The organism is Maribacter sp. MAR_2009_72, assembly GCF_007827235.1.
Lineage (GTDB): Bacteria > Bacteroidota > Bacteroidia > Flavobacteriales > Flavobacteriaceae > Maribacter > Maribacter sedimenticola.
On sequence record NZ_VISB01000001.1, the window covers coordinates 1,148,275 to 1,169,574 of the forward strand.

The 21,300-nt window shown below is 39.1% G+C and carries 15 protein-coding genes and 1 tRNA gene; 3 read left to right on the top strand and 13 right to left on the bottom strand.

Going from position 1 to position 21,300, the window contains the following annotated elements:
• Positions 1-16 precede the first annotated feature (16 nt).
• The 4 genes from JM81_RS04930 to JM81_RS04945 all read right to left on the bottom strand — a co-directional run bounded on the left by JM81_RS04930 (position 17) and on the right by JM81_RS04945 (position 4,543).
• The gene (locus tag JM81_RS04930; RefSeq protein WP_261374963.1) at positions 17-2,275 is read right to left on the bottom strand and encodes an alpha-L-fucosidase; all 2,259 of its coding nucleotides are present in this window, start codon (positions 2,273-2,275) and stop codon (positions 17-19) included.
• Between the two features lie 442 nt (positions 2,276-2,717).
• Positions 2,718-2,791 (bottom strand) — tRNA-Pro (locus tag JM81_RS04935).
• Positions 2,792-2,919: 128 nt separating this feature from the next.
• Positions 2,920-3,834 (bottom strand): alpha/beta hydrolase, encoded by a 915-nt coding sequence (locus JM81_RS04940; protein ID WP_261374964.1) that lies wholly within the window; start codon positions 3,832-3,834, stop codon positions 2,920-2,922.
• Positions 3,835-3,847: 13 nt separating this feature from the next.
• Positions 3,848-4,543 (bottom strand): M15 family metallopeptidase, encoded by a 696-nt coding sequence (locus JM81_RS04945; RefSeq protein WP_144801042.1) that lies wholly within the window; start codon positions 4,541-4,543, stop codon positions 3,848-3,850.
• Between the two features lie 175 nt (positions 4,544-4,718).
• On the opposite strand from JM81_RS04945, the gene JM81_RS04950 reads away from it, so the two are divergent.
• Both JM81_RS04950 and JM81_RS04955 read left to right on the top strand, forming a co-directional pair.
• Complete coding sequence (locus tag JM81_RS04950; RefSeq protein WP_144801044.1) at positions 4,719-5,846, top strand: glycoside hydrolase family 130 protein; 1,128 nt, start codon at positions 4,719-4,721, stop codon at positions 5,844-5,846.
• A gap of 24 nt (positions 5,847-5,870) precedes the next feature.
• Complete coding sequence (locus JM81_RS04955; protein WP_144801046.1) at positions 5,871-7,655, top strand: arylsulfatase; 1,785 nt, start codon at positions 5,871-5,873, stop codon at positions 7,653-7,655.
• 56 nt (positions 7,656-7,711) lie between these two features.
• Here JM81_RS04955 and JM81_RS04960 read toward each other — a convergent pair whose 3' ends face one another.
• The 4 genes from JM81_RS04960 to JM81_RS04975 form a co-directional block, all read right to left on the bottom strand.
• Complete coding sequence (locus JM81_RS04960) at positions 7,712-8,530, bottom strand: sugar phosphate isomerase/epimerase family protein (protein WP_261374965.1); 819 nt, start codon at positions 8,528-8,530, stop codon at positions 7,712-7,714.
• A gap of 13 nt (positions 8,531-8,543) precedes the next feature.
• Positions 8,544-9,266: a gluconate 2-dehydrogenase subunit 3 family protein gene (locus JM81_RS04965; RefSeq protein WP_089259896.1), complete on the bottom strand. Its 723-nt coding sequence runs from the start codon at positions 9,264-9,266 to the stop codon at positions 8,544-8,546.
• Positions 9,267-9,269: 3 nt separating this feature from the next.
• Entirely contained in the window at positions 9,270-10,991 is a 1,722-nt protein-coding gene (locus JM81_RS04970; RefSeq protein ID WP_089259895.1) for a GMC family oxidoreductase, read from the bottom strand.
• A gap of 132 nt (positions 10,992-11,123) precedes the next feature.
• Positions 11,124-12,494, bottom strand: coding sequence for a sialate O-acetylesterase (locus JM81_RS04975; protein ID WP_144801050.1), 1,371 nt, complete (start codon positions 12,492-12,494; stop codon positions 11,124-11,126).
• Positions 12,495-12,644: 150 nt separating this feature from the next.
• Between JM81_RS04975 and JM81_RS04980 the strand changes: the two genes are divergently transcribed.
• Positions 12,645-14,009 (top strand): Gfo/Idh/MocA family protein, encoded by a 1,365-nt coding sequence (locus JM81_RS04980; RefSeq protein WP_144801052.1) that lies wholly within the window; start codon positions 12,645-12,647, stop codon positions 14,007-14,009.
• Position 14,010: 1 nt separating this feature from the next.
• Here the strand turns inward: JM81_RS04980 and JM81_RS04985 are convergent, their stop codons facing one another.
• From JM81_RS04985 to JM81_RS05005, 5 genes are all read right to left on the bottom strand, one after another.
• Positions 14,011-15,027: a LacI family DNA-binding transcriptional regulator gene (locus JM81_RS04985; RefSeq protein ID WP_089259892.1), complete on the bottom strand. Its 1,017-nt coding sequence runs from the start codon at positions 15,025-15,027 to the stop codon at positions 14,011-14,013.
• A gap of 160 nt (positions 15,028-15,187) precedes the next feature.
• Positions 15,188-16,504: a xylose isomerase gene (gene xylA / locus JM81_RS04990; RefSeq protein WP_409994642.1), complete on the bottom strand. Its 1,317-nt coding sequence runs from the start codon at positions 16,502-16,504 to the stop codon at positions 15,188-15,190.
• A 10-nt stretch (positions 16,505-16,514) separates the two neighbouring features.
• On the bottom strand, positions 16,515-18,002 hold the full coding sequence (locus tag JM81_RS04995; RefSeq protein ID WP_144801056.1) for a xylulokinase: 1,488 nt from the start codon (positions 18,000-18,002) through the stop codon (positions 16,515-16,517).
• Between the two features lie 231 nt (positions 18,003-18,233).
• Positions 18,234-18,875: a response regulator transcription factor gene (locus tag JM81_RS05000; RefSeq protein WP_089259889.1), complete on the bottom strand. Its 642-nt coding sequence runs from the start codon at positions 18,873-18,875 to the stop codon at positions 18,234-18,236.
• A gap of 639 nt (positions 18,876-19,514) precedes the next feature.
• On the bottom strand, positions 19,515-21,227 hold the full coding sequence (locus JM81_RS05005) for a PorP/SprF family type IX secretion system membrane protein (protein ID WP_144801058.1): 1,713 nt from the start codon (positions 21,225-21,227) through the stop codon (positions 19,515-19,517).
• Positions 21,228-21,300: the final 73 nt, after the last annotated feature.

Here is a 21,300-nt window from a genome sequence, read left to right on the forward strand (position 1 = left end):
CCTAATATAAAGGCATTTAGTAAAAATCCAATTCTGCAATAGCCGCCTTAGGTCCATTGCCCGCAATTTCATTAGCCTGTAATTTAATATACCTTGCTTGGAACTTCTTATTGAACCTAAAGGTACGTTGTGTAGGGTCATTGATCAGGTTGCCAAAGGTAAAACTATCCTGTTGGGTCCAAACCTTACCATCTTGACTGGAAAAAATAGTTCCTTTTTCAATCATGCTATTGGATATTGAAGTGGGCGGTGTATATGCAAAAGCACTAATTTGCAATTCTTCACCCAAATCAATTACTACGGATTTATTCCCATCATTTTCTTGGGATTGCCAATATGTATTGGGATTCTCATCAAATAGTAATTCTCCCTCATGCTTTTTCTGTGCGCTACTTGACTCTACCAATGTCCAAGTCATTTTTGGAATTCCAAACCTAAACGTGGCGGTACTTCCTTTCTCCCCATTCATAATAGCCACCGCTTTGACCTCACCTTCCCCAAAAACAAAGGGATCGGTAAACAAGGAAGACGATGAATTTGGCACTTGCCCATCCGTAGTGTAAAATATCTGCATGCCCTTGTTTAAATTGGCCCCGGCGTTCTCCCCATTGGGGTTCCATCCAAAATCAGACATTTTAGGAACAATACTGACTTCTCCCTTACTATTTCTGCTAAACTGTAACTGTGGTGGCCTACTCTTAAAATAATGCGCTGAAATATGCTGTAAAACGGGTGTATATCTTGATGCCAAGATACGGAGCCTTAGTTTGGTAGTCTCAATTTCCGGAAAACGCAATATTCTTTTGTAACCAATGTTGGTTGCACTGGCAACCTCTTTCCATTCATCATTAATCCAGGCATCCAACGCATGTTCGGATACACGTTCTCCATATACCTCAACATGTTCCTGAACTAAAAATCTATTGATCTTAGTAGCCTTAGGTAACGTCACCTCAACAATCGGTTCCGCATCCTGCAAAATTAAATGCGTTTTATTATCCTGACCCAGGAGTTCTTTAGGCCCATCTGCGCCGTCCAATAAGCTTACCCCGTACGTTTCCTTAATTCTTTGGCCGGTTTCTTTAAGTACCTGTACATCTTGGTCAGAAAATTCCCCTTCCCTATTGGGGGGTATGTTCAATAAGAATATGGAATTGCCACCAACAGAACGTTCATATATATCAAAGACATCGTCTGTAGTTCTTACCTTTTGGTCGGTATCATCCCTGTAAAACCATCCTTCCCTTATAGAGGTATTGGTTTCTGCTGGCTGGTAATGTAAAAACTTACCGGCAACCAATTTTTTCATACTCCCAACATCTTCGTCCGTTATATCGGCAAAGAGATTCATAGTCCTAGGGTCTTCATCATATGGCACAACGCTCCACTCGGTATCTCTGGTTGCCCCTGCTTCATTACCGCACCATCGCGTACCTTCTTTTCCAAAAACTACAGCATTAGGCGCTAGGGCAGTTATTAATTTCTTCCAATCCCTATATTTATATTGCTGATTTCCTTTACGTTTGGGGTGGGCGCCATCAAACCAAACCTCATCTATAGGTCCATACTCCGTCAACAATTCAAACAATTGATTTAAGAAATATTCATTGTAATCATCTACTTCAAATTCAAAAGTAGTTTTATTCTCAAAAGGCCTACCCTCAATTTGTCTAGGTATTGTGCGTTTGGTATACTTACTTAAATTACCGTACAATCCTTCTGGATGTTCTATTTGATACAAATCTGCTGGAGAGAGATAGACCCCCAATTTAATGCCATATTTTTTACAGGATGCAGCTAATTCCTTAACGACATCTCCTTCTCCATTTTTATACGGAGAAGACATTACCCCGTGTTTTGTATACCTGCTCTGCCACAAGACAAAACCATCATGATGCTTGGCCGTAATGATTACTTTTTTCATTCCCGCATCTTTCATTGCCTGGCACCATTGATCTGTATTTAGATTTTTTAAATTAAAGATAGCAGGGTCTTCCATACCATTACCCCACTCCATTCTAGTAAAGGTATTGGGTCCAAAATGTACAAACGCTATGAATTCGTCCTTTAACGCTTCAAATTGATTTTTGGATGGAACAATATGTGCAGCTTTTATCCTAACGGAATCTTCAATGTCATCATTATCAAGTGCGATAGTGTTTTCAGTTGACAAGGCCAAAGCAGGCTTGCCTTTTGGCGTACAGGATGTCAACCATATGCACAATGTAATAATGCTTAGGAAATAACCGTATTTTTTTGGGGCTATCATACACATATCCATAATTTTTAATTATTAAGAATGTACATATTGTACAGACATTTTCAAAACTAATGGAATATATAAATAAATGCCTACGCAAAGATGACCAAAAGCAATACTTTTTTTGCAAGCTTTACTGTTGACCAAACCTTATAGTTCAATGAAATGCAAATAACAAAGTGAAGGCTATAGCCTACCACCCTTTTTGTTCCCAATTCCTTTCATGAACTATGTTCATGACCTCATTGAAAACAAAAAGTGAACTGCTTTCACAGTTCACTTTCTCATTCAGTCGGGATGACAGGATTTGTATAATCCTAATGAACCCTCATTGCAAATAACAAAGTGAAGGCTATCGCCTACCCACTTTTTGCTCCCAATTCCTTTCATGAACTATGTTCATGACCTCATTGAAAACAAAAAGTGAACTGCTTTCACAGTTCACTTTCTCATTCAGTCGGGATGACAGGATTTGAACCTGCGACCACTCGACCCCCAGCCGAGTGCGCTACCGGACTGCGCTACATCCCGAGACTACCAATACAGCAAAAAATAAAAGTGCTATACCGTTTATTTACTTGAAAATTAACCGGATAATAGTGCTTAAACTTTTTATTCAACGATTAGATTCTCAAATTAAGGTTGCAAAAATAAAAAAGTTAATCGGTTTCCAAACTATTAATCCAATCTAAAACCAATAAAGGCCATTTTCTTAATATTTCATTGTCCTCTGCCATCCCAAACCCATGCCCCCCTTCTTCAAAAATATATAATTGGCCACGCTCGTTGGACTTTGCATTGTGCAGGGCAAAAAAATATTCACTATTGGCCACCGGAACGGCTTTATCATCCATTGCATGAATTAAGTACGTAGCCGGGGTATCTTCATTAATCTGCAGATCGCTGGAAAATTGCATGACCTTTTCGGCAGATGGATTTTTTCCCAACAGATTATTCCTTGAACCTTTATGTGTGTTTTCTCCCATGGTAATTACCGGATACATCAAAACCATAAAATCTGGTCTAGCACTTAAACTATCAACCTTATCCACGGCCGTATACACCATATTATCGTATTGGGTACCTAAAGTTGAGGCTAAGTGCCCACCAGCCGAGAAGCCTATTAAACCAATATTGGCGGGATCAATGTTCCATTCTTTTGATCTGCTCCTTACCAACCGTATAGCCCTTTGGGCATCTATTAAGGGCACATAGTGCTTATCTATTTGGGTTTCATCAGACGGCAATCTATACTTGACTACAATGCCCGCTATACCATGATCTACCAAAAACTTGGCAACCGAAGTACCTTCCCAGTCATAGGCCAGAATACCATACCCTCCTCCCGGAAAAATCAACATGGCCTTTCCCGTAGCTTTTGATGCATGTGGCAAAAAAACTTCTATTGTAGGTTTTTGTACCCTGCTGAATTTTAAAATGTCCGTATACTCTTGAACTTCCTCTATATCGGTTTTTAATTGGTTGGGAATTTTATCTTTGGGCCAAATATCAATAACCAATTCCTTATTTGCGGCACATCCACCCAAAACCGTCAGTGCCAGGACAAAAATCATTATTAAAGGCAGCCTAATCATTACACTCCCAATTAAAATTAGCTATGGGGTCATTAGAGGCTCCTTGAAGGTTATAATGCCACCATTCTGTCCTAGTGGACCAAAATCCATGTTTTTCCATTGTTTCCTTCAATAATTTCCGGTTGTCCAAAACTTGTTTGGGCAGATCATAATTATCGTGATAAGCTCTCTTTCCAAAAAAATCAAAATCTGTTCCCATATCCAATTCCTCACCGGTCAATGACACCAAGGTTATGTCAACAGCCCCTCCTTTATTGTGTATTGAGCCCTTAACAGGATTGGCGACGTATTGTGGATTGGGCACAATTTTCCACATTTTATATTGAACAGAATTTGGACGGTAGCAATCAAAAAATTTAATCTTGACCCCATTTTTATGAAAATCGGCATTTGCAGCCAATAAGGCCTTAACGGTTTTAACCCTGGTATAACATTCCGCACAGTCATAAACCTGTTCCTTTAAAAAATTGTTTTGGGTAGCGTATCTTAAATCAAAGGCAAAACCATCACTGTAATCGGCTAATCTCACAAAGGTGGTGTCCCTTAACGAATCCAATGGTATTATTGTTTTCAACCGTGGCGTTTTCGCAATATCGGTTTTGGATATGGTATCCGATTTGGGAATAGGCTTACGGGTCTCCAAATCGCCATTTGCGGATTTGACAGTGTCCTTACAACCTACAAACATAACAGTAAGTAAAAATAAGCATATCAACGTTTTAAAATATGTTCCATTTTTAACCAAACCCATCCATTTCATATTAAGCAAACTACCTTATAATTTCTTTTAAGCTGTAAGCCAGTAGTAAAGATTTATTACCTACCTTATACCTACTGATTTTTAAGCAATTTAACCAAAAACAATGAACCAACATATTATTGTTCCCTTCTGCATACTATTCTTATTTATTTCCTGCGGCACACCAAAGCAAGTCGTTTTGGACACTAACAACATAAAAGAATCTCCTTGGTTATTAGGGTTTGAAAAAACAGCCCTTAACCCTATTATGCAAGCAGATTCATCTTACTCGTTTATTGATCCTACTTCGAAAAAATCAGTTTCTTGGCAAAAAGCCGATGTTTTCAACCCTGGAGCCATTGTACGGAACGATACCGTTTTTCTATTGTTTAGGGCAGAGGACAATCCCGATGCCATATTAGGTGGAAGAACTTCAAGAATTGGGTTGGCGTATAGTACAAACGGCATCAATTTTACCAAATATCCAACACCCGTGCTATATCCTGACAATGATGAATTTGCACAATGGGACCAGCCCGGTGGAATAGAAGACCCAAGAATCGTTGAAACAGAAGATGGGACGTATATTATGCTATACACCAGTTGGAACAAGAATATTGCCAGACTATCCAGTGCCACTTCCAAAGATTTGAAAAAATGGACAAAACATGGCCCTGTTTTTGAACAAGCACATGGTGGTAAATTCTTGAACGAATGGAGCAAATCCGGTGCCATCGTTACAGAATTGGTCAATGGTAGATTGCTAGCTAAAAAAGTAAACGGAACATTCTTGATGTACTGGGGCGAGTTATTTGTTAACTTGGCCACCTCCACTAATGGCATAGATTGGGAACCGACACTGAACGAAGAAGGGAAGTTATTGCATAGTTTTACCCCTACCCTCAATGAATTTGACAGCCATTTAACCGAACCCGGACCCCCTGCAATATATACTGATGACGGCATTCTTTTATTATATAATGGAAAAAATCTTAGTGGAGAAGGCGCTACCTCTAAATATCCAGAAGGGACTTATTGTGGTGGTCAAGTATTGTTTGACAAGGAAAATCCTACAATTATGATAAAAAGACTGGAAACCCCTTTTATATGCCCAAGCCTACCTCATGAAATTAGTGGTCAGTACAAAGCGGGGACCACCTTCATCCAAGGCTTGGTATTCTTTAAAGAAAAATGGTTCCTGTACTATGGTACGGCAGATTCAATGGTTGGTTTAGCAGTAAGAAATAAATAAAACCATTCGTAAACCCAGTGTACAATGAAGTTAATTAAAGTATTCATACTTTCCCTTTTTATAACAGGTATTGGCTGTACAGAAAAGAAAACCATAGAAAAACCTTTGCCTACACAAAAAAGACCAAATGTCATCCTGTTTTTGGCAGATGACCAAGGTTGGGGCGATTTGAGCAGTAGCGGCAATTCCAATCTGCACACACCACACATAGACGCTATTAAAAATTATGGGACATCTTTTGATAATTTTTATGTGCAACCCGTTTGCTCCCCTACAAGAGCTGAATTATTGACCGGAAGATATTTTACCAGATTAGGCGTATATGAAACTTCATCGGGTGGGGAACGTTTTAACCTTAATGAAACCACCATAGCGGAAATACTTCAGGAAACAGGTTATAGAACGGGGGCATTTGGCAAGTGGCATAATGGTATGCAACCGCCTTACCACCCTAATTCTAGAGGATTTGAACAGTTTTATGGTTTTGCGTCTGGGCATTGGGGTAATTATTTTAGCCCCATGCTGGAAAACAATGGGAAACTTGTTCAAGGAAAAGGTTTTTTGGTAGATGACCTTACCGGCCAAGGAATTAATTTTATAGAAAAGCATGCAAACGAACCTTTTTTCCTTTACCTACCCTATAATACCCCACATAGCCCTATGCAGGTACCGGACGAGTATTGGAACAAAATGAAACATAAACCATTAGATTCATTAGCCTCCGTAGATAAAGATGAAGACCTGCAATTTACGAAAGCCGCTTTGGCCATGGTGGAAAATATCGATACCAATGTAGGCCGAATAATGACGACCATAGAACAATTGGGATTGGAGGAAAACACCATCATCATCTACTTATCTGACAACGGACCTAATGCATACCGATGGAACGGTGGAATGAAAGGTAAAAAAGGAAGTGTAGATGAAGGCGGCGTGAGAACACCTTTCTTTATCAAATGGCCCGGCCATATAAAAAACGGATTAAATCTTGTTGATATAGCCGGAAGTATTGACTTGCTACCTACTCTTTGCGGCTTATTGGAAATACCCGTAAGCACCAATAAACCTATTGATGGCAAAGATTTAAGTGCTTTGCTATTACAAAAGGACACAACTGTACAGGAACGTTTAATATTTAACCATTGGAACGGAAAAACAAGTGTTAGAAATCAGCAATTTAGGTTAGATGAGGAAAACAGGCTTTATGATATTACCATAGACCGCGGACAGAAAATAGATGTTTCCCACATATATACCACATTAAGAGATTCCTTGATAGCGGCCAAGGAGAATTGGCAAGAAGAAACCATGACACTTCACAAAAACAACGATAAACGTGCTTTTACATTAGGCTATCCACAAGCAATATACACACAGCTATCTGCAAGAGATGGTATTGCCCATGGTGCCATAATACGCAGTAACCAATGGCCCAATGATTCTTTCTTTACCAATTGGAAATCAGTCAATGATTCCATTAGTTGGGATGTTGAGGTAATGGAAGAAGGACGATTTCAAGTTGATCTCTACTATACCTGTCCAGAGAAAGATTTGGGTTCAATAGTAGAATTGAGTTTCAACGGAAGCAAAATAGCAAGTAAGATAACGGAAGCCCACGACCCAGAACTAATAGGCATGCACAATGATCGTGTACCGAGAATAGAATCTTATGTAAAAAGTTTTAAAGCGCTTGATTTAGGAACTATTTCCCTTACTAAAGGTAACGGCATTCTTACCCTTAAAGCTCTTGAAGTAAAGAAAAGCCAAGTTGGCGATTTTAGGTTGTTACAATTTAAAAAGGTGGAATAAAAAAAGCTCCAATTCAATTATGATCGGAGCTTTTTTTGTGTACTATATCCTTGAGGCTATTCCAGCGATTTTAAATACGTTAAGCTTTGCGGTACCTGAGATACCACATTTGTAGATTCATCTTCAATAAACATATATTCTATACCCAATTTCTTTGCTTCGGCAACAATACCTGCAATATCTATTTGCCCTGTACCCAGGACTACATTGGTTTCATCATCTTCATGCCCTGTATCATTACCCTCAATACCTTTTTCCATATCCTTTAAATGTAGTAATGTAATCTTACTAGGATACTTTTTCATTAATGCCAAAGGGTCCTCACCGCCATGTTGTGCCCAGAAGACATCTAGCTCAAACGTATAATTGGTTGCATTCTTTACCATATAATCAAACAAAGTTCCTTTTCTATAAGGCCTAAATTCGTAGCCATGCGGATGATAAACCAAAATAAGTCCACTTTCCTGAAGCTTCTTACCTGCTTTGTTGAATACTTCACTGGCATGTTTGGTTTCTTCCAAAGCCCATTTATTACCTTCATGCGGCACCCAAGCGCACATTACATATTTTGCGCCAAAATCCTTGGCATCCTTTATGACTTTGCCCACATTATTTTCAAGGTCTTCAAAACTGGCTCCTACACTAACCATCTCCAGTTTATTCTCTGCAAGCAAGGCCTTAAACTCCTCTAAAGGCATGTCATACGTTCCACCGCCTTCAATTTTAGTAATACCCCACTCATTGATCAACCCCAGTGTATTGGCTACATCAACCTTAAACTGATTCCTAAGACTATATAGTTGAAGCCCCACTTCTTGGGCCTGTGCCATATATCCGCTTCCGATAAATAAGGCTGCAATGATTATTTTTTTCATCCTCATAATCCGTTTATGTAAGTAAATTGCCTTCATCATCCCATTCAGCAATGACATTTCTCTTGCTTTGGTCCACACACTTGGCTATCCATTCCGGATCATAGGCAACACCGTGCTGATCTAGAACATCTTGCGGAACGCCATCCCACACATTAGGGGTATTCCCTTTATAACCCAAATCTGCAATACCTACTTCAGAAGTATAATAACCAGTTACCGTGAGGCCCCTCATGGTGTAAAAAAACTGAATTTCCAAAGGTTGTTCACTCAATGGCTTTTCCGTATCATGCCAACAGATCTCATCACAAATCTGTTTTTTCTGTTCCAAGGTCGCCGATTTAAATTCGGTTCCAAATTCCGTATTACTTTTATGATCCAACCACATTAGTCCACCAAGAAGTGTAGGAGCCATTTCAGGAATATCCTTGCCCATAAATTCAACAAGTTCCGGTACTCCTGCCTCTATTGGTCCGCCATGGGGTTCTTTAGGTGGAAGAATTACTACTGCCAACGCAGCTATAGTTTCCATTTCATGCTCATTGAACAATTGTTCTGCATTCAATTTTTCTATACGCTCCAATTCGGCGGGGGTTCTTCCAAAATATTTTTCGGTACTGGTAGTGATGGTTTCGTCTATAGACTCGCCATTTTCAGTCTTACAGGAATTGAACACCAATCCGGTACCCGCAGCGGCACCACCAAGTATTAGGGTTTGTAAACTTTTTCTTCTATCCATCTTCTAAATATTTTGTGCCTTTAACTGTTCTATGATATAATCAGATGCCCTCCATGAAAGTGCCATAATGGTCCAGGTACAGTTTTTGTCCGCTTGTGATACAAATACCCCTGCATCCACTATAAAAACGTTATCTACATCGTGCAATTGCTGAAACTTGTTCGTAACCGATGTTTTTGGGTCATCTCCCATTCTTGTCGTACCAACTTCATGAATAATCTCACCTGGTTTATGCAATCCATAATCTTGGTCTTTACCGGGTTTTTCCCCTAAATAATGTCCGCCCATGTTATGTATGATTTCTTCAAAGGTATCATGCATATGTTTGGCCTGGTTTCTTTCATATTGAGACCATTTATAATTGAACTTCAGTACGGGGATACCGTATTGATCAACAGTAGTTGGATCAATCTCACAATAATTATCATAGCTGGCCAAGCCTTCTCCACGACCACCAAAACCTATGACAGAACCATAGTATTTCTTGACATCGTCCCGTAAACTATCGCCATATCCTCCAGACTTTAATCCAAAATATTTATTCAATGCATTTGGGTCCCAACCAAACCCGTAATTAGGCTGACTCATACCGCCCCAAACTTCTATATGGTATCCTCTAGGGAAATCCAATTTGGAATTATCTCCCCACCAGGGTGAGTAAACGTGCATACCCCCAACACCATCTTCATTATATGATGTTTTACGATTCATTAGACCTGGTATTACCCCAGCGGCACTAGCTCCGGTAGAATCATGCAGGTATCTTCCCACAAGGTTACTACTGTTTCCTAGTCCATTAGGGTGTTGTTTACTCTTTGAATTTAAAAGTATACGTGCTGAGCTACATGCAGACGCGGCCAAAACCACTACCTTGCCCCTTAATTTATACTCTTTTCTGTCCTCTTTGTTGATATAGGAAACCCCGGTAGCCTTACCTTCTTCATTGGTCGTTATTTCACGTACCATGGCATTTACGAACAATTTTACTTGACCACCACTTTTTTGGGCAGGAAAGATTAAACAGCTACCTGCGGAAAAATCCGCATAAATTTGGCAAGACCTACCACATTGGCCACAATAAAAACAGACCCCACGATCCTCATTGATACGTTTGGTCAACATTGAAAGCCTACCCGGTATAACCGGAATGTTAGATTTTTTTGCTCCATTAATATAGAAAAGCTCATGCAATCTTGGTTTTGGAGGAGGCAGGAAAAATCCGTCAGGATCGTTTTCCCTTCCTTCATTGGTTCCAAAAACCCCAATAAGTTTGTCCAATTTATCATAATAGGGTTTTACGTCCTCATAGCCAATAGGCCAATCATCTCCATGCCCATCCCTTGTTTTTCCTTTAAAATCCTTAGGTCCAAATCTCAAGGATATTCGTCCCCAGTGGTTGGTTCTACCACCTAGCATTCGCGCCCGCCACCATTTAAACTCGGTACCTTCTGCATGTGTATATGGTTCTCCCTCAACTTCCCAATCTCCCCAGGACATATCCCATTCTCCAAATGCACGGGTGGTTCCCGCACCCCTTCTTGGGGAATCATAAGGTTGTTTTAACTGGGTCATGGTCTTTGGGTCCGCAGGATCAAAAAATGGCCCTGCCTCTACAACGGCAATATTAAGGCCGGCATCTGCCAACTGTTTTGTTGCCATACCACCACCGGCTCCTGAACCGACTATGATGACATCATAAATTTCTGAGGATTCTTTTATCTGCATAATCTTTCTATTTGTTCGAGCATACAATGTAAATATTAATAAAAAATTATAAATATGTTTTTAGCTGAATAACCTAATATGTTCTACAGGCGTCTGCTTTTATAGTGCTATCGATACCTATTTATCCGGATATTATTCGCTGGTAAATGTAGAAGCGGGCAAGCCCGCCGCATTAAATAGATTACCTATAGCCGTACTTTTCCAAGCATAACGCACATGCACCGGTAATTTCACTTCCTTGGCACTTACACGCACCACCCCTTTCTTTAAACTTGCCTTAGCAGGATACCAAACCCCATTCTCTCCACTAATTTCAAAATGGTCTATTTGCCTACCCTTGACATACATTCCTTCATCATTATGAAAAGATACCTCTATGGCATTCCCCTGGACTTTAACCATATCATACAACGGACCATTAACTTCCCCGTCAAAAGCATTAAAATGATATTTTAGGGCGATATTGGCAAGTCGCAATCCCACATCCTGCTTGTTTTGGGGGTGAATATCATCAACAGTGCAAATATCACTTGTCATGGCCATGCCGGTATTCTTTAAGGACAACGTTCTGCGCTGTTGGTCCCTGACAATACCTCCTTCATACGTTCCTCCATACTTAAACGGAGCTATTTGTGCATAATAAAATGGAAAATCATATTGCCATGCCGTCCTCCAGGAAGTAATCATATGGGTAAAAAGATTTTGGTACGATGATGCGTTGGCCGTGTTGGATTCTCCTTGATACCATAGAACCCCAGAAATCTTAAAATTGGTAAGCGGGGCAATCATTGCATTATATAACACAGACGGTTCAATGGTAACCCATTTATTGGGTTTTATGGATTTATGCGCATTAGCTAATTCCGGAAAAGATTCAAAGACATTTTCCGGTGTCCACACTTCGGCACAGGATGCTCCCCAAGAAGCATCGACCAAGCCAATGGGTACGTTTAACTCCGTTGCCACTTTCTTAGCAAAAAAATAGGCTACTGCACTAAAATCGGGCATGGTTTCCGATGTACAGGCTTCCCAAGTACCCTCTACATCTTCCAGTGGATGAAGTGCCGTTCTTTTTTGCACGGTAAACAATCGTATTAAATCATTGTTCGCATTGGCAATTTCAAATTCCTTATTGTCTATTGTACTGTTGGCACTCCACTCCATATTGCTTTGTCCTGAGCAAAGCCAGACTTCCCCGATCAATACTTGCGTAAAAACAATTTCATTTCCTTTTCCGGTAAACTTAATGTTATACGGCCCACCTGCTTCAGGTGTTTGCACGGTTACCTGCCATTTTGCATTATTCCCGGTCTTTACTGATACCGTCTTATCGTTCCAACCCGTATAAACTTCAAATTCCTCGTTGGGGTCTGCCCAACCATACAATAATACTTCCGTTTCTCGTTGAAGCACCATTTTGTCCGAGAAAATATTGGGTAAGGTTATTTCCGCTTTGACAATAGCCGTTGAACAAATGAAAATCAATAATAAATAAAATCGCATTTTAGAGATAGAAGTGTTAACAGATTTAAATATAAGCAATTATTCAACCTATTTTTTAATAAATAATTAATTTACACTTCCTTTTTATTGCTAATTTCATTACGATGAAATAATTTATTAATACATATCCCTGATTAAAAATTGAACATTATGCCCAATACCCTTCATAGACGACATTTTTTAAAAGCCGCTTCTGCCTCTCTCCTTCTATCTTCCTTAAGCACATACGGATTTGAATTCTTTAAGGACGAGCAGCCTAAAAAAGTTGCTTTGATCGGTACCGGCTGGTATGGCACAAGTGATTTATTGCGACTTATACAAGTAGCCAATGTGGAGGTCACTGCGCTTTGTGATGTAGATTCGGTTTTTCTAAACAATACCGCAAACTTAGTGGCCCAGAGACAGAAAAACGGTAAAAGACCAAGATTGTTCATAGATTACAGGAACATGCTGGATACCATGGATTTTGATATCGTGCTCATTGGCACCCCGGATCATTGGCATGCGCTTATGTGCATAGCGGCACTACAATCTGGCGCTCATGTATACGTTCAAAAACCCACCAGCGTAGATGTTATAGAAGGTGAGGCCATGATTGCCGCGGCAAGAAAATATAATAAAGTAGTACAGGTTGGCACACAACGAAAGAGCACGCCCCATTTAATATCGGTCAAAAAAGAAATTATAGATACAGGATTACTTGGTACTATTGGCCATGTAGATATGTGCTGCTATTACCATATGCGCGCCAATGACAATCCGCCCGAACAACCGGTACCTGATCGTTTGGATTATGAAATGTGGACGGGTCCGGCCCCTATGCGGCCCTATGACGGGTTACCGCATAGAAGGTGGTGGCGAACATTTAGGGAATATGGAAATGGTATAACCGGGGATATGTGTGTTCATATGCTGGATACCGTTAGGTGGATGTTGAATTTAGGGTGGCCCAAACGCATAAGTTCCGAAGGTGGAATTTTTGTTCAAAAAAATGGTAAGTCAACTATTTCCGATACCCAATCTGCAGTATTTGAATACGATAATTTCAATTGCAACTGGCAGCACCGTACGTGGGGAAATGCCGCTGATCCGGAATACCCTTGGGCCTTTAAAATTTATGGAGAAAAAGGTATGCTCAAAGCCGATGTCATGAAGGCGGAATTTGTTCCTGCAAACGGTGATGCCCCAATAAAATTCGAGGTACTTTATGAGCGAGAGGCCTATCCTGAAGACCTTAATGAAAAAGACATAGAACTACATGCAGCACCGGCAACCAGAAGACATATGCTCAATTTTTTAAATGCCATACAAAATGGCACAAAACCTATTGCGGATATTGAGGAAGGACACATCTCCTCTGCCAGTTGCATATTGGCCAATCTGTCAATGGACCTAAAAAGGCCATTGGTATACGACCCCAAGAGCAGAACGGTTGTTAATGATCGGAAAGCAACTGACCTATTGCAACGTACCTACAAGGGAAATTGGGTACACCCACACCCAGATACCATTTAGACTATTGCATTTTTTTGGTTGAGCCCCTTACCAATAAGCTGGTCTTGACCGTTTTAGTCTCATAAGGCAGTCCCGGATTTTGTATTCTATTGATCAAGAGTTTGGCGGTAAGTTCACCAATATACTTTCCATGTTGGCTAACCATGGTCAACGACGGAGTTACATACTTGGACAATTGCCCATTGGTAAACCCAATTATAGAAATATCATTGGGCACATTATACCCCCTAGCCTTTACAATTTCCAATACTTTTACAGCAGTAATCTCATCAAAGCCAATAATACCCTCTATTGTTTTATAATTTAAAAGAAAGGACATTAGCAGATCAAGATCGTCCTTGGGCGTAAGGTTCATGACCAATTTGGCATCGAACGGAATCTTAAATTCCTCTAATGCCTTCTTATAGCCCAGTAACCTTAATTTCCCTACACTTGAACTTCCCGTTGGGTTAACGACCGCTATATTGGTACAGCCCACATTGATCAAGTGCTTGGTCGTTTTATAACCAGCCTCAAAATCATCTACTACCACCTTATCACATTCCAAAGCATCTGCAACCCTATCGAACAAAACAACAGGTATGTCATTGTTTATAATATCTATAAGGGCATCATGCTTATTTTCATTTTGCGTTTCCTCTGCAAGGGATATAATCAATCCATCAACGGTGCCAGAATCAAAAAACTCCAAGGTTTTACTCTCTTTTTCACTGGACTCATCGCTTATACAGCTAATAATATTATACCCGTTCTCATTGGCTACTTTTTCAATACCGTACAATACTTGAACAAAAAAATAATTAAGGATATTGGGTACTACGACACCTATGGTCTTGGTACTTCTATTTAAAAGGTTTAGGGCCAGCCTGTTTGGCTTGTAATGCTTGGCTTTTGCATATTCCTGAATTTTCGCCTTTAAATCAGCACTGATTTCATGGCTATCGTTCACAGCTTTGGAAACTGTCGAAATAGAAACCTTAAAATGCCCAGCAATGTCCTTTAAAGTAACTTTCTTCATGCGTTTATTGATTAAAACGTACCCATTACAAACTTAGCAAACCTTTTATATATAAAAAGCAAACTGTCCCAAAGGAATACCAAGGGACAGATCGCTATTACATTAAGCTTTTACAATCCCTAAACCAACATATTAAATGCCGGTATAAGGGATCGATGAATTATATATATTGGTTGATGATATTTTCAAATAATTCTTGCTTACCGCTTTGCAAGGTCAACTCACCATTTTCCTTTGCAATTTCATAAAGATCCATGAAGTCCAATTTGCCATTTTCGAAATCTTTTCCTTTTCCGGCATCAAAGGAACTATATCTTTTTTCACGTAACGCATTGTAGGCCGATGAAGAAATGATTTTATCCGCAGTCAATAATGCCCTGGCAAAGGTATCCGCACCGCCAATATGTGCCAAGAACACATCTTCTAGATCGGTACTGTTTCTTCTGATCTTGGCATCAAAGTTTACGCCACCGCCTTGCAAGCCACCTGCGGCCAAAAATACCAACATGGCTTCTGTGGTTTCTTGGATATTGTTAGGGAACTGGTCCGTATCCCACCCGTTTTGGTAATCTCCTCTGTTCGCATCCAAACTACCTAACATGCCCGCTTTGGCGGCAACGGCCAATTCATGTTGAAAAGTATGCTGGGCCAGAGTTGCATGATTGACCTCTATATTCATTTTAAAGTCCTTATCAAGACCATACTCCTTTAAGAAACCAATAGCCGTAGCAGAATCAAAATCATACTGATGTTTCATTGGCTCCATTGGCTTGGGCTCAATAAAGAAATTACCTTTAAACCCTTGTGATCTAGCATAATCCCTTGCCATGGACAAAAATTGACCCATGTGGTCCAGTTCACGGCCCAAGTCTGTGTTCAACAAGGACATGTATCCTTCACGACCTCCCCAGAACACATAATTTTCACCACCTAGGGCAATGGTTGCATCTAACGCCAACTTAATTTGGCCACCGGCCCTGGCCAGTACATTAAAATCTGGATTGGTCGCTGCACCGTTCATGTATCTTGGGTTAGAAAAGCAGTTTGCCGTTCCCCATAATAATTTTTTCCCAGACGCCTTTTGCTTCTCCTTTACATAATCTGTTATAGTTGCCAATCTCTTTTCAGATTCCGCAAATGTGGGTGCTTCCTGTATTAAATCAAAATCATGAAAGCAATAGTAATCAAAGCCAATTTTTTCAAAAAATTCAAATGCCGCATCGGCCTTATCTTTTGCCGCTTGTACGGGATCGGATGATTTATCCCATTCAAAATTTTGGGTACCAGGACCAAACGGGTCCGAACCCTGACCACAGAACGTATGCCAATAAGCGGTAGAGAACTTAAAATGCTCTCTCATGGTCTTACCGGCCACTACTTGCTCTGGGTTATAGTATTTGAAAGCCAATGGATTATCGGATTCCTTTCCTTCAAACTTGATTTTATCAATTCCTTTAAAATATTCCTTGTTTGCCATTATGTTGATTTTATTTGTTGTTTAAGATTAATTCCAATTCATTTTTCCATGCGGCATATGCTTTTTCATACCTCGTTTTGTCCATTTTGGGACTAAAGGTCATAACATAATCATTCTCTAAAATTGCCTTGCCGTACGCCTCAAAATCTCCCTTGTGCAAATTAGCGGCCCTGGCCGCACCAATAGCACCGGTTGTATTATAAATTTCAATATCGTACCCTATTAGCGTTGCCACGGTGGAAGAAAATATTTCCGACCTAAAAAGGTTATCGTTTCCTGCACGCATGACATTGACCTTTATACCGTCTGATTTCATGATTTCCATGCCGTAAACAAAAGAGAAAGCAATACCTTCCAATGCCGCCCTACATAAATGTCCTTTGCCATGATTATTCAAGTTCAGGTTTACGATCCTTGTTCCAATATCCTGATTTTTAAGCATTCTTTCCGCTCCGTTACCAAAGGGTATTAGCGCAATACCATCAGAACCGATCGGTACTTCATTGGCAAGGGTGTTCATTTCATCATAGGATGTTACATTCAGGTTGTTCAATAACCAACGGTATTGTATTCCAGCACCATTAATACATAATAATTTACCAATTCTTGCAGGTTGCCCCGGGGTATAGTTGACATGCGCAAAATTATTTACCCTAGAACTTTCCTTGACCGACAAATTATCCGTAACCGCATAAACTACACCAGATGTACCACCAGTAGCCGCCACTTCACCCGGTTTAAAAACATTTAAGGTCAATGCATTATTGGGTTGATCACCGGCCCTGTACAATATAGGTGTGCCAATCTTAATGCCACTTTCCATTGAGCCCTTCTCGTTTACGTTGGATTGTACCGAAAATGTATCTACAATATCAGGAATCAGTTCTTTTTCCAAACCATAATGATCTAACAATAGTTGGGCAACGGCATCATTTTTAAAATCCCATAAAATACCCTCTGACAACCCTGATACAGTTGTATTTACCACTCCCGAAAATTTATAAGCAATATAATCCCCAGGCAGCATAATCTTGTAAATTTTAGCGTATGCCTCAGGTTCATTTTCTTTTACCCACTTTAATTTAGAAGCGGTAAAGTTTGCAGGAGAATTCAACAAGTGGGTATCGCATACTTCCGGTCCAATTTCTTCATAGGCTTTTTCGCCAATTTCAACTGCCCTACTATCGCACCAAATAATTGATTTACGTAACGGAACACCATCCTTATCTATTAGGACCAATCCGTGCATTTGATAAGAAATGCCAATACCGGTAATCCCCGTTGCATTAATATGGTATTCATTACATAAGCGTTTTATGCCACTACATACATACCCCCACCAATCTTCCGGGCTTTGCTCTGCCCAACCATTTTTAACCGCCTGCATGGACATTTCTGTCTCCGGTTCCGTAACTACACCAATACTTTTACCTGTTGAGGTTTCAACTAAGGCAATCTTTATTGATGAACTTCCTATATCTAGTCCTAGATGATACATATTTGTTGTGAGTTGATTTTAGCTTTATTAAGTTAAACCAAAAATAACGACTATACGCCCACAACATGTTTATTGCCACGAAAATAAATAGTAGAGCGCTATATACTGTAGGTCAAAAAAATAAAAATACCCTATAATAAATTGAAAATCAATTTATTATAGGATATTTTACTGTTCGAAAATTATCGAAAGGGTTTTCGTAAAAGGCTATCCTACTATAATTGCAATCTACTAATATTCCTCCAATTGGTTTTGTAACCGTTCCAATTTGGTAAGTGCCTCTGACTTGGAATTTACATCTAGTTTAAGATAAATGTTCTGGATATGAAAATTGACCGCGCTGGGTGTCACGAACAGTTTTTCAGCTATCATTTTATACGTTGCACCTTGACATAGAAAATCTACGATCTGGTTTTCACGTTCAGAAAAGAAAGCAAACGTTCTTTTATGGAAATTGCTTATAAACTTTTTTACAATATCATTGCTCATAGCAGCACCTTCCTTTTCTATACTGCTTAAGGCATGCTCAAGTTTGTCCAAGGTCAATGGTTTGGTCAAGTATCCGTTGGCCCCTTTTTTAAAGGCTTTTTTAATAACTTCAAAATCATTGATTTCACTGAACATAATAATATTGATTCCCCAGTTCTTTTTTCTAAATAATTTAATGGCATCTATACCATTAACATCATCCAGGTCAATTTCAGATAACACTATTTGTGGCCTAGTATGCTTAAAATCCTTTAAGGCTAGGTTGGCAGAAGTATAACTTCCAACTAGTTCATAATCTTCCAATGCATCAAAATGGTTTTTATAAACTATGTGCATTGAGCTATCTCTTTCTAAAATTATTATTCGAGTCTTGGTATTTTTCATTTTTTCCAATATTTAATACTGTTATGCCGGGAGCCGCACAACAAAAGTTTTGTTTTAAATACAATTAGGAATCCAAATACGTACTTGAAATTTTTACAAAATCTACCATTATACACTTATACCCTGTAAAAGGATATTGTATTGAAAAGGCGTAAAATTGTCCTATAAAAATTCTGTACTGAAGTAGTAGTTTAAATTCCGGTTACAATTTAAAATCTAGCTAGTGACCTGTCTAGATGTAAAATTGAATGAATTAAAACGCAAATAACTTTTTAGGAAAATGATTTCTGAAAGGAATCCAGAAATTGAAAAATTACGATGAATGAGATCGCTTAAAAATAGTAGGTAATTGTTTTTCATGGTTTTGGGGGGATTTGGGGTTAAACAATGTTTACAATTAATTTGGTTCGAGAAATATATAGTTAAATGTTATAACATCGTTAAAATCATAGGAATTTTCGTTCAAATGCAATGTTTTGAATAAAAATGCTACCGTTCATCGATATTTTACTTTCCCAAAAAAAAACAATGTTCAACCAATAAGAAAAAAAAGGAGGGGCACCCGTTATCCCCCCGGACAACACCCCTCCTTTTATTGACAATTTAAATCAATCATAAATCCCCGTTATCTAAATCATACTATTCAATACTCATATCATCGTCTTCAAACGTGTTGGATACTGTAGCAGTGGTTTCATTCACCTGCATTATCCATTTTTCATCATTATACTTACCGTTTAAATTTGTACTTGCGGCCATTTGTGCCTCATTCTTATAATCATAATCTGCCAAGTATACATAGTAAAGTCCGTTTTCCTTATTATAAAATTGTTTTGGATCTAAGCCTTTTGACCTTAACTCTTTCATAAAAGCATTTAAATATTTTGTTTGGCTGTATACATTGGCAATTACATAATATCCGGAATTCATTCCTATAACATCTGAATCTACCATCATCTTTACGGGCAGTTCCTTGAAATTGGCCCTTCTGTTGTTTGTATTTGCAATTACCGATTCATCTTTCTTAGGTATTTCATTGGCTACATAGGCAGTGGTTTCCTCTGCACTGTAATCTTGTAACGAATTCTTGATGGTGGTGTCTATATCATTTCTTAACATCCTAACAATAAGATTGAACCTTTCTTCGAAAGCTGCAATTCTTACTTCTTCAATAGAATCCTGCCTCATGATCAGCTCATCCAAGACCATTTTATTCTGGTAGGCCAAATCTGTTGCACTTGCACTATACATCTCCTTGGCATTGCTTGTTTCCATTTCTTTTTCCACATTTTTGGCTTTGCTAGTTGTTCTGGCATTGTCCCGTTCGTATATAAGGTGGGCTATTTGTTCTTCGTAGTTTCGCACAATATTATCTATTTGATTATCTGTACTATTAGCCGCAACGGTAATGCCCAAATCGTCATCCTTAAACGTATAGGCCAATGTTATTTCATGGTTCCAACCCAAATTGGCGTCTTGCTTTGCAATATCTTTTTCCATTAAATATCCCAAGGACATTTTCTCGCTTAGATTAAACCCAAGACCTGCAGATATACCGTAATCCTGATCATAAGTAGTTTGAATCCATCCATAATTTGGCATATCCAACAATAATGAACCAAAGTAATACAGACTACTGTCATAATTTTGTCCTACCTGCACCATGGGCATAAAACGGGCATTTTCAAATAGCCCTCTAGAATTTTTAAAGTCATGGGTGTACTGCATAGATGCCTTGACACTTTTTGTGGAGAATTCTGTTAAAAACTCATTGGTTGTCTGGTTATATTTCAACAAATCCTCAGCGTACAAGCCAAAATCAAATTTGCCCAATGATAGATTGATACCTGGTTGAACAGCTATTTTACTTTCCTTTCTGGCCTCTGAAAGTTCTGGATCTTCTTCACTGATCACAATCCTATTTTTGTCCAACCCTTGATTAAAATAGGTGATATTGGTACCGAACGTTAACACGGATTTATCGGCCAAACGTACAGAGGTGGCATAGTTGGCATTGAAACCAAATTCCTGGACCACACCGGCCCATTGGCTATATACTCCTATACCTACGGCTGTTTGATCACTTAGCTTGTTACTGAAGCCTAAGAAATAATTTTGGCTATTATCATCGAACGTGGCATATTGGTTTCTATGAAGAATATTTAAATATGATTTATTCTCTCGTACCAAGGAATAAGTAGGGTTAATAAAGAACCTATTGAAATATAATTGATTGTGGTACGTACTACTAGACCCAAGATTGGCATTGGTTTCCTGGCTTTTTACAGTCTGGATCAGAGCCAACAGGAACAAAGCAATAAGAAAACTATTGATTTTTAATGGACTTTCCATAACGTATGATTTTATGATTAAAAATTTATTTTGTCTGGGGTTTGGGGGGAACTATTTCAATGAATAATTGGGG